The organism is Cytobacillus gottheilii (assembly GCF_900166665.1).
In the GTDB taxonomy this organism is placed as follows: domain Bacteria; phylum Bacillota; class Bacilli; order Bacillales; family Cytobacillaceae; genus Cytobacillus; species Cytobacillus gottheilii_A.
Map to the genome: position 1 here is coordinate 2029096 of NZ_LT800494.1, position 17277 is coordinate 2046372.

At 40.0% G+C, this 17277-nt stretch carries 16 protein-coding genes; 14 read left to right on the forward strand and 2 right to left on the reverse strand.

Annotation, left to right across the window (positions count from 1 at the left end; genetic code table 11):
- Positions 1-5: 5 nt before the first annotated feature.
- From ablB to B7E07_RS10145, 9 genes are all read left to right on the forward strand, one after another.
- Positions 6-854 carry a putative beta-lysine N-acetyltransferase gene (gene ablB / locus B7E07_RS10105; protein WP_139785612.1) on the forward strand — a complete coding sequence of 283 codons (849 nt, stop codon included), beginning with the start codon at positions 6-8 and terminating at the stop codon, positions 852-854.
- Between the two features lie 65 nt (positions 855-919).
- The gene (locus B7E07_RS10110) at positions 920-2326 is read left to right on the forward strand and encodes a sigma-54 interaction domain-containing protein (protein ID WP_080845747.1); all 1407 of its coding nucleotides are present in this window, start codon (positions 920-922) and stop codon (positions 2324-2326) included.
- Between the two features lie 191 nt (positions 2327-2517).
- Positions 2518-3942 (forward strand): lysine 2,3-aminomutase, encoded by a 1425-nt coding sequence (gene ablA, locus B7E07_RS10115; RefSeq protein ID WP_080845748.1) that lies wholly within the window; start codon positions 2518-2520, stop codon positions 3940-3942.
- Complete coding sequence (locus B7E07_RS10120; RefSeq protein WP_080845749.1) at positions 3932-4210, forward strand: YokU family protein; 279 nt, start codon at positions 3932-3934, stop codon at positions 4208-4210. Before ablA ends, B7E07_RS10120 begins: the two co-directional genes overlap by 11 nt.
- A 210-nt stretch (positions 4211-4420) precedes the next feature.
- Positions 4421-5821 (forward strand): hypothetical protein, encoded by a 1401-nt coding sequence (locus B7E07_RS10125; RefSeq protein ID WP_080845750.1) that lies wholly within the window; start codon positions 4421-4423, stop codon positions 5819-5821.
- A 57-nt stretch (positions 5822-5878) separates the two neighbouring features.
- Positions 5879-10534, forward strand: a complete 4656-nt coding sequence (locus B7E07_RS10130) for a hypothetical protein (RefSeq protein WP_080845751.1) — start codon at positions 5879-5881, stop codon at positions 10532-10534.
- 382 nt (positions 10535-10916) lie between these two features.
- Positions 10917-11735 (forward strand): alpha/beta fold hydrolase, encoded by an 819-nt coding sequence (locus B7E07_RS10135; protein WP_080845752.1) that lies wholly within the window; start codon positions 10917-10919, stop codon positions 11733-11735.
- 158 nt (positions 11736-11893) lie between these two features.
- The gene (locus tag B7E07_RS10140; protein ID WP_080845753.1) at positions 11894-12115 is read left to right on the forward strand and encodes a YozE family protein; all 222 of its coding nucleotides are present in this window, start codon (positions 11894-11896) and stop codon (positions 12113-12115) included.
- A gap of 165 nt (positions 12116-12280) precedes the next feature.
- Complete coding sequence (locus tag B7E07_RS10145; RefSeq protein ID WP_373886050.1) at positions 12281-12985, forward strand: hypothetical protein; 705 nt, start codon at positions 12281-12283, stop codon at positions 12983-12985.
- On the opposite strand, the gene B7E07_RS23695 is transcribed toward B7E07_RS10145, so the two are convergent.
- Positions 12986-13150: a hypothetical protein gene (locus B7E07_RS23695; protein ID WP_176215168.1), complete on the reverse strand. Its 165-nt coding sequence runs from the start codon at positions 13148-13150 to the stop codon at positions 12986-12988.
- A gap of 209 nt (positions 13151-13359) precedes the next feature.
- Here B7E07_RS23695 and B7E07_RS10150 point away from each other — a divergent pair, with 209 nt between their 5' ends.
- From B7E07_RS10150 to B7E07_RS10160, 3 genes are all read left to right on the forward strand, one after another.
- The gene (locus tag B7E07_RS10150; RefSeq protein ID WP_066444583.1) at positions 13360-13533 is read left to right on the forward strand and encodes a YozD family protein; all 174 of its coding nucleotides are present in this window, start codon (positions 13360-13362) and stop codon (positions 13531-13533) included.
- A gap of 144 nt (positions 13534-13677) precedes the next feature.
- Entirely contained in the window at positions 13678-14448 is a 771-nt protein-coding gene (locus B7E07_RS10155; RefSeq protein WP_080845755.1) for a sporulation protein, read from the forward strand.
- 249 nt (positions 14449-14697) lie between these two features.
- A complete protein-coding gene (locus B7E07_RS10160; RefSeq protein ID WP_080845756.1) occupies positions 14698-15006 on the forward strand; it encodes a YodL domain-containing protein in 309 nt (102 codons plus the stop codon).
- Positions 15007-15071: 65 nt separating this feature from the next.
- Here B7E07_RS10160 and B7E07_RS23700 read toward each other — a convergent pair whose 3' ends face one another.
- Positions 15072-15218 carry a hypothetical protein gene (locus B7E07_RS23700; RefSeq protein WP_176215169.1) on the reverse strand — a complete coding sequence of 49 codons (147 nt, stop codon included), beginning with the start codon at positions 15216-15218 and terminating at the stop codon, positions 15072-15074.
- Between the two features lie 202 nt (positions 15219-15420).
- Between B7E07_RS23700 and deoD the strand changes: the two genes are divergently transcribed.
- Both deoD and B7E07_RS10170 read left to right on the forward strand, forming a co-directional pair.
- Positions 15421-16125 (forward strand): purine-nucleoside phosphorylase, encoded by a 705-nt coding sequence (gene deoD / locus B7E07_RS10165; protein WP_080845757.1) that lies wholly within the window; start codon positions 15421-15423, stop codon positions 16123-16125.
- Positions 16126-16307: 182 nt separating this feature from the next.
- Positions 16308-17201, forward strand: a complete 894-nt coding sequence (locus B7E07_RS10170) for a M15 family metallopeptidase (protein WP_080845758.1) — start codon at positions 16308-16310, stop codon at positions 17199-17201.
- Positions 17202-17277 lie beyond the last annotated feature (76 nt).

Consider the following 17277-nt stretch of genomic DNA (forward strand, 5'->3'; position numbering starts at 1 on the left):
AGGGTATGAGCAAAACAGTCAAATTTGAAAAAGATGCTTGTAAGCTGAGCATATATATGGATCCTTTTAATAAAAGAATTCGTGTCGATGAACTGATAGGTAGTCTTGTAGAATCTTTAAAGTATGCAGAGGAGATTGCCCGTGAGAACCAAGCAGAAAAATTAATCATCAAAGGTAAGCTTCAGGATTTACCCATTTTTCAGGAGCAGGGTTTTTCTTTAGAAGCTAAGATTGATCAGTTTCTCAGGGGAACCGATATGTATTTTTTCTGTAAATATTATTCTAGCGAACGCAGAAACAGTGAGCATTGGCTAGAAGAGGATGATATATTACAGTCTGTGCAGAACAAAATAGTTTCTGAGAACCAACCTTTTATACTGCCGAAACCATATAAATTAAAAGAGCTTTCTGGTGCAGACGTCCAAGCAATGGCATTTCTCTACCAAACTGTGTTTAAAATTTATCCTGTTCCGCTCCACGACCCTGTTTATATCCGTGAAACAATGGAGGAAGGGACCGTCTATTATGGTGTGTATTTTGAAGAAGAGCTAGTGAGTGCTGCTGCAGCCGAAATTGACTGGAAGCATGGGAATGCAGAGCTGACAGATTGTGCGACACTTCCACAACATAGAAAGCATCAATTAATGAAAATTATTCTTGTGAAGCTCGAAGAAGTTTTAAAGAAGCATAACATTTATTGTGCCTATTCCATTGCAAGAGCCTTATCATTTGGCATGAATGCTTCGCTTCATACACTCGGATACAAATACCGCGGCCGTTTAACTAAAAATTGTTATATTTTTAATAAGCTTGAGGATATGAATGTGTGGGTGAAAGATTTGTCTGCACATTAAGGGTGCCAAAAAAAGGGCACTACATGCCGAATTTTTGGCAGACGCTGAGGGAGAGGGGGGTGCGCATGAATCAGCATATTTCAAGAGAGGTGTTAGATGCAATTTTAAAAGGGATTGACGAGGCTATTCATGTAGTCGATCTGACGGGCACTACGATTTATTATAATGATGTAGCGGCCAATCATGACGGGCTGAAAGCGAATGAAGTGGTCGGAAAGCAGCTACTTCATGCATTTCCAGCACTAAACAGCCAATCAAGTACATTGCTGCGGGTGATCCACTCAAGTAAGCCAATTTTAAATGAAACACAAGTATATGTGAATATTCATGGAAAGAGAATTGAAACGGTCAATTCAACCTATCCGCTGTATGTAGATGGAGAACTAGTTGGTGCTGTGGAGATCGCGAAGGATTACACCAGATTAAAAGCCATCTCAGATAAATTACTGCATTTACAGAGCCGTATGTTTACACCGCAGCAAAAAGGAAAAAAAGCAACACAGCATTTATACACTTTTGATAACTTAATAACACTTAATAAAGAGTTAATGGAAATTAAGAATCATGCTAAAAAACTGGCAAGTTCGCCTTCACCGATTCTTGTTTTTGGAGAAAGCGGAACAGGCAAGGAATTGTTTGTGCAGGCCATTCACGAAGCCTCTGCTGTAACGAAGGGCCCGTTTATAACCCAAAACTGTGCTGCGATTCCTGAAGCACTTCTAGAAAGCATTCTATTTGGTACAACAAAAGGCAGTTATACGGGTGCTGTTGACCGTCCTGGATTGTTTGAACTTGCAGATGAAGGCACTTTGTTTTTAGACGAAATTCATGCAATGCCGCCTGAGCTACAGGCAAAGCTGCTGCGAATTTTAGAGGATGGCGAACTGCGGCGTGTTGGCTCGGTAAAAAGCAAAACCGTTCATGTACGCGTGATAGCTGCCATGAACATTCATCCAAAGAAAGCGATTGAAAAAAAGCTGCTGCGAGCAGATTTGTACTATCGGCTGAATGTGTTAACCTTCGAACTCCCGCCTTTAAGAAAAAGAAAAGAAGATATTCTATATCTAACAAATTACTTTATCGGACAATATAATAATTTGTTAGGCAAGCAGGTGCAGGGTCTGTCAAAGCAAGCTGAATTTATATTTTTAAACCATTCCTGGCCTGGCAATGTCCGAGAATTGAAACACACGCTTGAGTATATGATGAATCTTTGTGAAGAGTCCAAACTGACAGAAAATCATCTTCCTATTATTCTTAAACAAAAAAATGAGGAGTGTCCTAAAATGAACTCTTCGTCATTAAGGGAGAAGATGATGAAACTTGAACAGGAGCTAATACAACAAGCACTGGAAAACTCAGAAGGAAATATCAATAAAGCAGCACTATTTCTGCAAATTCCCCGCCAAACCTTACAATACAAAATCCAAAAACACAATATTACGGCTGCCGAAAATTCGGCAAATGATTAAAGATTAGAACTCCTCCTCATTATGATATTCAGAGAATAGAAGTGCAGCTAAGCTTAGTAATCGCCTTACAGGCTCGCCTGCCGGCAAAGTCGCATGATTTTAGTCTTTTGAATATGTTAATGCAAAGGTTTTAAACTTTGGCATGAATCTTGCATTCTATATTGGAGAATGAGGATAAAGGGGGAGTTTGAATGAAATACAATTTATATAAGCCTGAAAGACATTGGAAAGAGATTGAACTATGGAAAGATGTGCCCGAAGAAAAATGGAATGACTGGCTTTGGCAGCTGACAAATACCATTCGCACTCTCGACGATTTAAAAAAGGTGATCAACTTAACGGAAGATGAAGAAGAAGGAGTGAAAATTGCAACAAAAACAATTCCTTTAAATATAACACCCTATTATGCATGGCTAATGAATCCAGATGATCCCCGCTGTCCAATTCGAATGCAATCAGTTCCCATCTCAAAGGAAATGTACAAAACAAAATACGACCTGGAGGATCCGCTTCACGAAGACGAAGATTCACCAGTTCCAGGCCTAACACACCGATATCCTGATCGTGTATTATTTCTTGTCACCAACCAATGCTCGATGTATTGCCGCTATTGTACTAGAAGGCGGTTTTCAGGACAAATTGGGATGGGAGTGCCAAAGAAACAGCTTGATGCAGCCATTGATTATATTGCTTCAGCCGAAGAAGTCAGGGATGTTCTTATATCCGGCGGTGATGGTCTATTAATCAATGATCAAATTCTTGAATACATTTTAAAAAGACTTCGTGAAATTGATCATGTTGAAATTATCCGAATTGGCACTAGAGCGCCAGTCGTATTTCCGCAGAGAATTACCGAGAATTTATGCAATATTTTGAAAAAATACCATCCAGTCTGGCTCAATACTCATTTCAACACATCCATCGAAATTACGGAAGAAGCAAAAAAAGCATGCGAAATGCTCGCAGATGCAGGCGTTCCTGTTGGCAATCAGGCAGTCATTCTCGCTGGTATCAATGACAGCGTTCCGATTATGAAAAAGCTCATGCACGATCTCGTCAAAATCCGTGTCCGTCCTTATTATATCTATCAGTGTGATTTATCAGAAGGAATCGGCCATTTCCGGGCACCAGTAGCAAAAGGGCTGGAGATCATTGAAGGACTTAGGGGTCATACCTCCGGCTATGCAGTACCAACCTTCGTAGTCGATGCACCGGGCGGCGGCGGAAAAATTGCATTACAGCCTAATTATGTGATCTCACAAAGTGCGGAAAAAACAGTGCTGCGCAATTTTGAGGGAGTGATTACAACCTATCCAGAGCCAGAAAATTATACAGCAGGAAAAGCAGATGATTATTTTGCAAAAATCTACCCTGATGTATCAAAAAAGCAATCAAACGTAGGAATTGCGGCGTTAATGAATGACACAGCATTCAACCTTGTCCCAAAAGGACTTCAGCGATTAAATCGGCGTGAACTGTATGATCAGGATCCTGCTCATAACTCCTTAAAGGATAAAAGGGAAAAACGAGATGAACTGAAGGAAAAGAAATATCTTGCGGAACTAAAAAAAGCTGGACAAATCAAAAAAGGAGGGGAGAAAATTGATGGGCAATAGCTGTGATTGGTGTGAAAGCAGCCATGTGGTTCTGACAAAGCAATCGGTATATTGGGAATTGCCAGAAGGAACAAGAGCGATCGAAATTACTGATACTCCATCTATTTATTGTCATGATTGTCATATGATTTATCAGAATGATGAAATGGTGAAAAATATTGAGGATCAGTTATTTCTAATAGATCGAGAAAAACTAACAGCTGTTGTTCCATACAAAGATTTTATGCAGATGGAAAGAATTTTAAAGAGAAACTATTTTGATTTTTAATAGTTAAATAAGATGCAGTATTAGGAGAAATCACCCTCTATCCAGGGTGATTTTTTTTCAGTAATTAGGTTGATAAAACCGAGGCTTAGGACCAATTGTACTGTAAAGCAAGTCGCTGCGATGTTTATGAATCATGCCTATGGGTACACAGTGAAGGAAGTCACAATGAATAGTTTAAGCAGATTATTTGAGAGGAGGTGAGCAAAGAGAGTGTCGACTAGATTCGTACAAGCCTTCGTTCTTGTTTCCTTTTGCTTTATTCCTTCTACTGCATTGGCAGACGGCCTACTGGAATCTGTGAGTGATCAGGGTATCAGCACGCTAAAAGATACAGTGAAGGTGCAGCATACAGATGAAAGCACAGACGAAAGCGGACAAGAGCAAAGTGAGGATTCAGAAGAGAGAGAAACACTTCTAGGAACAGTTGCAGAAAATGTTGGGAAAACAATCAATTCTGTGACTGACACAGTCATCAATGTGAACACCGGCAACCAAGAAGAAGCAAAAAATAATGCTGTGTTAAATGTCAACCTTTCTGAGGATCCATCTATAAAAGTGGATGCAGTGATAGCAGAGGCAAATGTTTCTGACTCAATTTCTATTAAGACGGCAGTTGCAGAAGCAGAAGCCGGAGATTCCATTAAGGTGGAAACGCCAGCAGCTGATGTAAAAGTCTCTGATTCTATTTCTGTAAAAACAGGCATCGCTGACGCAGATATAGGAGATACAATCGAGGTGGAAACACCAGCAGCTGATGTAAAAGTCTCTGATTCTATTTCTGTAAAAACAGGCATCGCTGACGCAGATATAGGAGATACAATTGAGGTGGAAACATCAGTAGCTGATGTAAAAGTCTCTGATTCTATTTCTGTAAAAACAGGCATCGTTGACGCAGATATAGGAGATACAATCGAGGTGGAAACACCAGTAGCTGATGTAAATGTATCAGACTCTATTTCTGTAACAACGGGGATTGCAGACGCAAATATAGGAGACTCAATCGAGGTAGAGACACCAATAGCTGATATCAATCTCTCTGATTCCGTTTCTGTATCACCTCCGGAAACTGAGGTGGATCACCATGATGCAAACAGAGCTGAAAACAAAGATCGGGATTCAAACACTCCAGATGAACAGCAGCAAGATCCTCCTGCAGCGGGTTCAGAAAATAAGGACCAGCCTGGAAAATCTGTTGCCAAGGATGCTTTGGATCCTATCGGTGAATTAAACGATTCAAAAATAAAGTCAGAAAATAAGAAAGATATTTTTACAGACTTTGAAAACTCTTATGATCCAATACACCTGGAGCAATCGAAATATACTTCTAAAAAGGATTATATGGGGAAGGATGTAAGCAAAAAGCAGGAATCTGTTGAACCGGTCTTGCAGCGTGCAATTGCAACTGTCCCTGCAAATCAAGGTGCAAATAGTTCAATCACCACTTCAGCAAATGGAGGGCATTCCTCTATAGGAGGAGCAGCCTTTCCGTCCATTTATTTTACGGATTCAGAATTGCTTGGTGACATTGGAGGAAAGTTAAATCCTAATGCAAGTGTTGCTTTTTTTCACGATCAATGGTTAAATGCACCACCTTCCCAACCGCCGCAATGATCCTTCTTCTCATACGTTTTTAAATAAAAAACTAAAAAGAAGAAGGAGAGAATACGATTGAAAAACAAACACTTATTAAAAACATTAGCAATAACTGGTTTTGCAGCAGCAGGTCTTTTTGCAGGAGGTTCCAGCACTTTTGCATCTGAGGAGAGGGATCATCCATCACTTGATCTAACTTCTAAAGCAATGACAAGTTTAAATTCAAATGAAAATCATGATAAATCTTCAATTACTTCAAATTTAAATTTGAATTTGAGTTTTTCTGATTCGAAAGATAATGAAAGTTCTCCTAAGGAAAGTGAATCTGCTGAGCATTCAGCTAATGAAAAAGAAAGTGTTGATTTCGATACAGGCGAAGAAAGTGACAAATCCAATGACTCTAATAGCATTGATGCTGATGTTGGAGTAGATCTAGGACTAAAAGCTTCTGAAGAAAATTCTTCTTTAGACGTCAATACAGATACTGATCTCAATCATTCTTCACATGAAGAAAAAGCAGAGCAATCTTCTGCTAATCTGGGCACAGATTTGAATCTAAGTGCATCATCTTCTGATGATGAAACTTCTTTAATGGGAGAAACGGAAATTGATGCTTCTGTAATGAAGAAAGAAGAAGAGGAAGAAACATCAGCCGACCTAAACACGGGTCTAAATGTCGGAGCGATGACAAGTGAAGACGAAGAAACAGCTGGAGTATGGGCTGATACAAAAGCAGATGCTTCTGTGATGAAGAAAGAAGAAGAGGAAGAAACATCAGCCGACCTAAACACGGGTCTAAATGTCGGAGCGATGACAAGTGAAGACGAAGAAACAGCTGGAGTATGGGCTGATACAAAAGCAGATGCTTCTGTGATGAAGAAAGAAGAAGAGGAAGAAACATCAGCCGACCTAAACACGGGTCTAAATGTCGGAGCGATGACAAGTGAAGACGAAGAAACAGCTGGAGTATGGGCTGATACAAAAGCAGATGCTTCTGTGATGAAGAAAGAAGAAGAGGAAGAAACATCAGCCGACCTAAACACGGGTCTAAATGTCGGAGCGATGACAAGTGAAGACGAAGAAACAGCTGGAGTATGGGCTGATACAAAAGCAGATGCTTCTGTGATGAAGAAAGAAGAAGAGGAAGAAACATCAGCCGACCTAAACACGGGTCTAAATGTCGGAGCGATGACAAGTGAAGACGAAGAAACAGCTGGAGTATGGGCTGATACAAAAGCAGATGCTTCTGTGATGAAGAAAGAAGAAGAGGAAGAAACATCAGCCGACCTAAACACGGGTCTAAATGTCGGAGCGATGACAAGTGAAGACGAAGAAACAGCTGGAGTATGGGCTGATACAAAAGCAGATGCTTCTGTGATGAAGAAAGAAGAAGAGGAAGAAACATCAGCCGACCTAAACACGGGTCTAAATGTCGGAGCGATGACAAGTGAAGACGAAGAAACAGCTGGAGTATGGGCTGATACAAAAGCAGATGCTTCTGTGATGAAGAAAGAAGAAGAGGAAGAAACATCAGCCGACCTAAACACGGGTCTAAATGTCGGAGCGATGACAAGTGAAGACGAAGAAACAGCTGGAGTATGGGCTGATACAAAAGCAGATGCTTCTGTGATGAAGAAAGAAGAAGAGGAAGAAACATCAGCCGACCTAAACACGGGTCTAAATGTCGGAGCGATGACAAGTGAAGACGAAGAAACAGCTGGAGTATGGGCTGATACAAAAGCAGATGCTTCTGTGATGAAGAAAGAAGAAGAGGAAGAAACATCAGCCGACCTAAACACGGGTCTAAATGTCGGAGCGATGACAAGTGAAGACGAAGAAACAGCTGGAGTATGGGCTGATACAAAAGCAGATGCTTCTGTGATGAAGAAAGAAGAAGAGGAAGAAACATCAGCCGACCTAAACACGGGTCTAAATGTCGGAGCGATGACAAGTGAAGACGAAGAAACAGCTGGAGTATGGGCTGATACAAAAGCAGATGCTTCTGTGATGAAGAAAGAAGAAGAGGAAGAAACATCAGCCGACCTAAACACGGGTCTAAATGTCGGAGCGATGACAAGTGAAGACGAAGAAACAGCTGGAGTATGGGCTGATACAAAAGCAGATGCTTCTGTGATGAAGAAAGAAGAAGAGGAAGAAACATCAGCCGACCTAAACACGGGTCTAAATGTCGGAGCGATGACAAGTGAAGACGAAGAAACAGCTGGAGTATGGGCTGATACAAAAGCAGATGCTTCTGTGATGAAGAAAGAAGAAGAGGAAGAAACATCAGCCGACCTAAACACGGGTCTAAATGTCGGAGCGATGACAAGTGAAGACGAAGAAACAGCTGGAGTATGGGCTGATACAAAAGCAGATGCTTCTGTGATGAAGAAAGAAGAAGAGGAAGAAACATCAGCCGACCTAAACACGGGTCTAAATGTCGGAGCGATGACAAGTGAAGACGAAGAAACAGCTGGAGTATGGGCTGATACAAAAGCAGATGCTTCTGTGATGAAGAAAGAAGAAGAGGAAGAAACATCAGCCGACCTAAACACGGGTCTAAATGTCGGAGCGATGACAAGTGAAGACGAAGAAACAGCTGGAGTATGGGCTGATACAAAAGCAGATGCTTCTGTGATGAAGAAAGAAGAAGAGGAAGAAACATCAGCCGACCTAAACACGGGTCTAAATGTCGGAGCGATGACAAGTGAAGACGAAGAAACAGCTGGAGTATGGGCTGATACAAAAGCAGATGCTTCTGTGATGAAGAAAGAAGAAGAGGAAGAAACATCAGCCGACCTAAACACGGGTCTAAATGTCGGAGCGATGACAAGTGAAGACGAAGAAACAGCTGGAGTATGGGCTGATACAAAAGCAGATGCTTCTGTGATGAAGAAAGAAGAAGAGGAAGAAACATCAGCCGACCTAAACACGGGTCTAAATGTCGGAGCGATGACAAGTGAAGACGAAGAAACAGCTGGAGTATGGGCTGATACAAAAGCAGATGCTTCTGTGATGAAGAAAGAAGAAGAGGAAGAAACATCAGCCGACCTAAACACGGGTCTAAATGTCGGAGCGATGACAAGTGAAGACGAAGAAACAGCTGGAGTATGGGCTGATACAAAAGCAGATGCTTCTGTGATGAAGAAAGAAGAAGAGGAAGAAACATCAGCCGACCTAAACACGGGTCTAAATGTCGGAGCGATGACAAGTGAAGACGAAGAAACAGCTGGAGTATGGGCTGATACAAAAGCAGATGCTTCTGTGATGAAGAAAGAAGAAGAGGAAGAAACATCAGCCGACCTAAACACGGGTCTAAATGTCGGAGCGATGACAAGTGAAGACGAAGAAACAGCTGGAGTATGGGCTGATACAAAAGCAGATGCTTCTGTGATGAAGAAAGAAGAAGAGGAAGAAACATCAGCCGACCTAAACACGGGTCTAAATGTCGGAGCGATGACAAGTGAAGACGAAGAAACAGCTGGAGTATGGGCTGATACAAAAGCAGATGCTTCTGTGATGAAGAAAGAAGAAGAGGAAGAAACATCAGCCGACCTAAACACGGGTCTAAATGTCGGAGCGATGACAAGTGAAGACGAAGAAACAGCTGGAGTATGGGCTGATACAAAAGCAGATGCTTCTGTGATGAAGAAAGAAGAAGAGGAAGAAACATCAGCCGACCTAAACACGGGTCTAAACGTTGGAGCGATGACAAGTGAAGACGAAGAAACAGCTGGAGTATGGGCTGATACAAAAACTGATGCTTCTGTAATGAAGAAAGAAGAAGAGGAAGAAACATCAGCCGATGTGAACACGGGTCTAAACGTTGGAGCGATGACAAGTGAAGACGAAGAAACAGCTGGAGTATGGGCTGACACAAAAACTGATGCTTCTGTAATGAAGAAAGACGAAGAGGAAGAAACATCAGCCGATGTGAACACGGGTCTAAACGTTGGAGCGATGACGAGTGAAGACGAAGAAACAGCTGGAGTATGGGCTGATACAAAAACTGATGCTTCTGTAATGAAGAAAGACGAAGAGGAAGAAACATCAGCCGACCTAAACACGGGTCTAAACGTTGGAGCGATGACAAGTGAAGACGAAGAAACAGCTGGAGTATGGGCTGACACAAAAACTGATGCTTCTGTAATGAAGAAAGAAGAAGAGGAAGAAACATCAGCCGATGTGAACACGGGTCTAAACGTTGGAGCAATGACGAGTGAAGACGAAGAAACAGCTGGAGTATGGGCTGACACAAAAGCAGATGCTTCTGTAATGAAGAAAGACGAAGAGGAAGAAACATCAGCCGATGTGAACACGGGTCTAAACGTTGGAGCAATGACGAGTGAAGACGAAGAAACAGCTGGAGTATGGGCTGACACAAAAGCAGATGCTTCTGTGATGAAGAAAGAAGAAGAGGAAGAAACATCAGCCGATGTGAACACGGGTCTAAACGTTGGAGCGATGACAAGTGAAGACGAAGAAACAGCTGGAGTATGGGCTGACACCAATGTGAATGCAGCAATTGTAGATAGTGAAGAGAAAAACAGTTCTACTTTGGGTGTTAACACAAACTTAGGTCTTGCGTCTTTAAGTGACGAAGAAACAGCTGCTTTATGGATTGGGCTAGGTTTAAACCTTGCCAGCATGTCTGCTGAAAAGCAAGACGAAAATTTTTCTTCATTAGGCTTAGACATTGACCTTGGTCTGCATGGCGAGAGCCTTATTTAATAAATTGAATTCTATAGCTTCTCTTTTTTGCGCAAGCCGAAATTCGCGACTTCAGCAAGTGCACTTCAGAAGCTAGTCTATGTAATAGAAAAGGAGCTCTGCGACGGCAGGGCTCCTTTTCTTGCATTTAAGGAGAAGTATCATTGCAGAGCTACAATAGAAGAAAGCCTTCAGTGCTCCTTAGCCAATCGTTTATCTTTCAAGCTTGGCATTCAGCAAGTTATCTATAAGAAATCACAACAATACTGTTTGTTTTTCCTGCAATAGCAATAAAAGTGATTCAGATTCAATGGCATTTTATATCGAGACGTTACTGTTTCCTTTTTAGACTATAGGGTAAAGAAGAATGGAATAAGGAAATGAATTTGAAAGGGGACTTTTTATGGGACACTATATCAGCACAGAAAACAATGTACAGATATATGCAGAAGATATTGGAGAAGGACAGCCGGTCATTTTCCTGCATGGCTGGCCATTGAATCATGAAATGTTTGAATATCAGATGAATGAGCTCCCAAAACACGGGTTCAGGTTTATTGGAATTGATTTGCGTGGTTATGGAAAATCAGATCGACCATTTAATGGCTATGATTATGATACGATGGCAGACGATATTCATGGTGTTATTCAAAAGCTTGATTTAAATAATGCTGTTCTTGCGGGTTTTTCAATGGGCGGGCCAATTGCTCTCAGATACATGTCGCGCTATAAAAGCGAAAGAATCTCAAAACTGCTGTTACTTAGTCCAGCTGCGCCTGTTTTCACAAAACGGGATGACTACCCTTTTGGAATGGAGAAAGAGGAGGTGGACACACTGATTGATCAGCTGAAAACAGATCGTCCACACGCAATTGCATCTTTTGGGGAAAAATTCTTTGAGAAAAAGCCTTCTGAAGAATTTCAACAATGGTTCTTAAATATGGCTGTTTCTTCATCTTCATATGGTACCATACACTCAGCTATTGCATTAAGAGATGAAGACCTGCGCAATGAGCTATCAGGAATTACAGCACCAACTGCGATCCTTCATGGCAAAAAAGATCAAATTTGCCCATATGATTTTAGCCTGCAGCTGGCCGACCAGCTTCCTAATGCAAAACTTGTTCCGTTTGAGGCTAGCGGTCACGGTGTTTTTCATGATGAACCTGAAAGGTATAATGAACAAATTCTTGAGTTCCTTCAATCTTCCTCCATACAGTAAGTGCAATGAAATAAATTCTATGAGGAGGTCTGGTGTGTGCCAGGTCTCTTTTTAAGTTTAGGTATGAAAATATCTGCATCGCTGAATTTTTTCTTGATTTATTTTGCCTAATCCATCATCATATAACTAATTCATGACGAAACAGAGAGGCGTTTAAAATGGCTAAAACATTTTATCATTTTTTAATGAAGTATAGACATCCGCAACCTAAAGACGAAATTAGTCAATTTGCTAATGACGCTTTCGATGACCATAGTTTTCCGAAGACATCTGAAAACTATGAAGAAATTAGCACATATTTAGAGTTAAACGGAAGTTATTTACGTAGTATGATGGTATTTGACGAGGCATGGGAACTATATCTGCTTTCTGAAGGTTAACATTTCTTTGTTTTTAGACAATCGAATATATAACAGTAGAACACTTCATTTAGGATGGAGTGTTTTTTGCTGTAATAAATCGATCCAGGTTGATTTAATGAAGCGAATTTTAGCGTTACTGCATATACTATCGTATTCAACAGTTGCGGCGATTCACGTGAGAGGATGGAGGAAATGAATAATCGAAAAGAATCTAAATATAAAATCGGCGATACTGTCGTCATTATCATATATGGTACGGTTGGTAAAATTACAGATGTAAAATGGCTCGATGATATGTATGTATATGAAGTAAACAAGAGTGAAGGACTTTTTGTAGAATCAAGCTTGCAATTGTTGGCTGATTATAAAGGGAATATTGTCGAAAAGGAGCATATCGATATCGAATATCAATATTTTTTCGGTGATTTAGTGCAGGTGAGAGGATATGGTGCCGATATTTTCAAAATTGTTGGCTTTCGGACAGAAATATGGAGATATAAAGAGGATGCTTGGGAAGATGTCATTTATGAGCTATCTAGAATCAATGATGGTGAGTGGCTGGAAGCTTCCGAAGAAGAATTAACACTTCTCGCAGATGCAGAAAGTGCCGAGGCTTTTATACAGAAGCTGGGATTGCTCTATTTAATGAACAAGAAAGAGAAATTGCCAGAGTTAAAGGAGACCAAAACCACCTTTCGAAAGGCTGAGAAAGAGCTTTTGGCAGGAAAACAGGATAAGCAGGAATTGATTGATGGACTCCTTGATATATATAATGACTACCAGATTTTATACAGTTTGTTTCAAGATGAAGAATATAAGTATATTATGCGGGTAATCATCAGAAAATTAAAAAACCTAGCAGAGAATGATGGGAAAAGTACCGTTTAATTAGAAAAATAGTTGTACCATACAGTATCCAACAAGCGGCAATCCGATTAAAAGAAAGCTTATGAACATGCTCGGCAGCCATTTTTCAATTGTTGTGATGATTCGGCTTTGCTCATTATTTACATCTTCAATAAACATTTCTGTTAAATAAGACAATTTTTTCATGAATATACCTCCGGTTAATTAAATTGTAAAAGCTGTATATGAATCTATCTTTATGACGCTTAGACAATTAATAGAACGAAAGATTTCGCTGCGTTTTCGGGATTTGTTCAATGATAGAGTAAAAAAAGGAATTTAATAGATATGAATCGAATATGTCTTGCATGAAACAGTTTCATCTGTCATACATTTGGTACAAAGGGGGCGTTGCTATGAGGGAAATCGAGGTATTTATTGATACGGAGGAGATCGCAGAGTTTTTCTTTCATGAGCTGGCTAAAAGGGGATATGTCCCAACTGAAGGTGAATTAGATGATCTTGCTGACATTACATTTGAATACTTGCTGCAAAAATGTATCATTGACGAGCAAATTGATGACGAATAACAATGCAGGATCTAAATGATATGGATTTTAATAGAAATGGCGAATAACCTCGCCATTTTTGCATTTTCATTGAAACTTATTTGTTTTTATCACGTATACATACAGAAGGTAAAACGTTTACTTATCTAATCGGGAGGTTTTGAGATGTCATTCTTTAATAAGATGCTGGCAAGTGTAGGGATTGGCTCTGCTAAAGTAGATACAAAACTTGAAAGTGACAAAGTTATGCCAGGCGGTGAAGTGAAGGGAATTGTTGAAATCAATGGAGGAAATACGGAACAGCAAATTTCAGACATATACTTAACGTTAAATACCACCTATATCAAAGAGTCGGATGACAAGAAATATAATGTGACAGGTCAAATTGAACGATATCATATTACAGAGGCATTCACATTAAATGCAAACGAGAGAAGAGAAATTCCATTTTCTTTTATATTGCCGTTGGATACACCTCTTTCTTATGGAAAAACAAAAGTTTGGCTGGCAACAGGGTTGGATATAAAAAATGCGGTTGATCCAACAGATAAGGATTACATCACAGTAGTTCCTAATGACCTCGTTAATTCTGTTTTACATGAGGTTTCTAACCTGGGGTTTCGGATTCGCGAAGTTGAATGTGAACAGGCACCGCGCCGTGTACGAGGACGACTTCCATTTATCCAAGAATTTGAGTTCGTGCCAACTTCCGGTCCCTTCCGAGGCCGTTTAGATGAACTTGAAATTGTATTTTTCCCTGTCTCCCTAAATCAGACAGAAATCATCATGCAAGTGGACCGAAAAGCAAGAGGGTTAGGCGGCTTTTTATCAGAAGCAATGTCTATGGATGAAACGAATTTGAGGTTAACGATTCACCAAAGCGATCTGCCAAATCTGCAGCAGAAACTGCAATCAGTCATAGCACAATATTCATAAGGCCAAAAAAAAGATGGGGCAGTGTCTCATCTTTTTTTTGTCAAAAATTGTTTCAATTCTATTTTGATCCTCATACATATTGTATAAAAATGAAATAATTGCTCGCATAGGCAAAAAGGATGTCAAATTTCTTTTTTGAATCGACAAAAGTAGAATATTTTTGATGAAGGATATGACAAGCAAAATCTCTAAATGTCTAGATAAGAAAGAACGTGTGATTAGGCAGTTTAGACGTTTGGAGGGATGAAGATGTTGAAGGAATTATCAAAAACAAGAAAAAAACAATTCGATGTCACTATTTTTCAAACACCAATATTCAATCAAAAAAAAGGGTATAAACAGGTTTATCGGATCGTGGTAGAAGGCGCAGACCATGATGATTGCTTAGGGTATGTATTCAAGAAATTTAACGTACTGGATCGACTGCCTGCCGATTTTCAAGGCAGATATATCACAACAGGTGATATCCTTTATATTGATGAAGGGCGTCACGGCCAGATGTATTATCAGCTTCAGCCAGGCGGCTGGCAAGTAATTAACCGAATTCATATCAGGTAATGATGTTTCCTAAGAGAAGGAAAAGTAGTCCCCTTCTCTTAGGAAGGCTTAAACAAATCCTCTAATTACTTATGTGATCCTGGTCCGTTCTTACGGCCACCGCTAGCGGAATATTCTTTACCATGAGCCTCTTGTTCAGCAATAATTGCCTCTTCAGGAATATGATTATTTTTCTTCGGTGAATTAATTCTATTACGATGTTTTTTACCCATCTGGCATCCCCTTCCTTTTATTACAAATGTATTTTTATTAGTGAACTGTGCATATCTCACATGAATGGGAGAAGCTATCATTAGGTTGCCCAGGAAGAGGATTCTCATTCTGCCGCCTGGAGGTTTCGCCTAAGGAATGTATATGGTATATTGTGATTGTACAACCAAGTTTACATAGTTAGAAATTGGGAGGTTTTTTACAATGAGTGTACATATTGGAGCAAAAGAAGGCCAAATTGCTGAGACGGTGTTATTGCCGGGAGATCCGCTCAGAGCAAAATATATTGCTGAAACATTTTTAGAAGGTGCAGAATGCTATAACGAAGTCCGTAATATGTTCGGATATACAGGCACGTACAAAGGAAAACGTATTTCTGTGCAGGGTACGGGCATGGGAGTACCATCCATTTCAATTTATATCAATGAATTGATGAACAGCTACAATGTCCAAAACTTAATCAGAGTAGGCACATGCGGAGCGATTCAAAAGGATGTTAAGGTAAGAGACGTCATCTTGGCGATGACGGCATCCACAGATTCTCAAATGAATAGGCTTACTTTTGGCGGTGTGGACTATGCCCCTACAGCGAACTTCGATCTCTTAAAGAAAGCTTATGATTCCGGTGTAGAAAAGGGTCTGAACTTAAAGGTAGGAAATGTCTTCACGGCTGATATGTTTTATAATGATAACTCTGAGCTGGAAAAATGGGCTAAATACCAAATTCTTGCGATTGAAATGGAGACAGCTGCTCTTTATACGCTTGCAGCAAAACTGGACCGCAAGGCATTGTCTGTGTTAACAGTCAGCGATCATATTTTAACCGGAGAAGAGACAACAGCAGAAGAAAGACAAACGACCTTCAATGAAATGATTGAAGTAGCTTTAGAAGCAGCAATTAAAGAATAAGCAAAAAAGAACTGGCCGCTTGGCCGGTTTTTTCTTTTGCATTCAGATAGGTTGGATTGACTGTAGGATTAATTAATGGCTCTTTGATTTATACATTTCTTACCATTAACGACATTTTTCGCATTCAGATCATGATCGTGCTAAAATAGAGTGGAATGATTTAGACGGAAATAGGTGAGAAAATGAAAAAACAACTAATGCTCCTTGGATTGCTATGCATTCTTCTTTCGGGATGCAGTCAATTAAACGGTTACTTAGAGAACATTCCATTCATCGGAAATGGGAATAACAACGGTTCACATGACAATGTAGATCCTGTGCAAAATGACGATAAACAACAATCAGAAGAAGAAGAAAATACAGAAACGCCTCAACAGGAAGCTATTGAAGACGACGCTGCGAATGACGAATCAGCAAACCAAGAGAACAATCTTGTTTTAGAAGCCTCATTCTTTAATCATATTAAGGTTGTCGATGGAAAAAATTATATACAGAATCCAGAAAACGTTATGGCATTAGTAAATAAGGATTATTATTATGTAGAAAAATATACACCTGCTGACCTGGTTCGGCCGAATGTTGAATTCTCTTTTGGAGATCAGGATATAGAGAAAAGTTATATGCGCGAGGAAGCTGCTGGTGCTCTTGAGAAAATGTTTGCACAAGCAAAGAATGAGGGCGTTAATTTATTCGCTGTTTCTGGTTATCGTTCATATTCCAGGCAAAACGATCTTTTTAAAGCAGAGGTAGCTAAGGTTGGGGAAGAACTGGCCGCACAAACAGTTGCATATCCAGGAAGCAGTGAACATCAATCAGGTCTGGCGATGGATATTTCAAGCCATAGTGCAGATTTTCTGCTAACAGAACAATTTGCAGAGACTGCTGAAGGGAAATGGCTTGCAGATCATGCACACTTGTTTGGCTTTATTCTGCGTTATCCAAAAGGAAAAGAAGATATCACAGGATATAGCTTTGAACCTTGGCATTATCGGTATGTAGGCATAGAAGGTGCCAAAGTAATATTTGAAAAAAATCTTACTTTGGAGGAATACTTTAATCTGGTAAAAAAAATATAAACAATTAGCTTAGCCTCATCAATCAGCTCCTGATAGTGATTGAACAGGAAGCTTTTGGAATTATTAACATCACTTC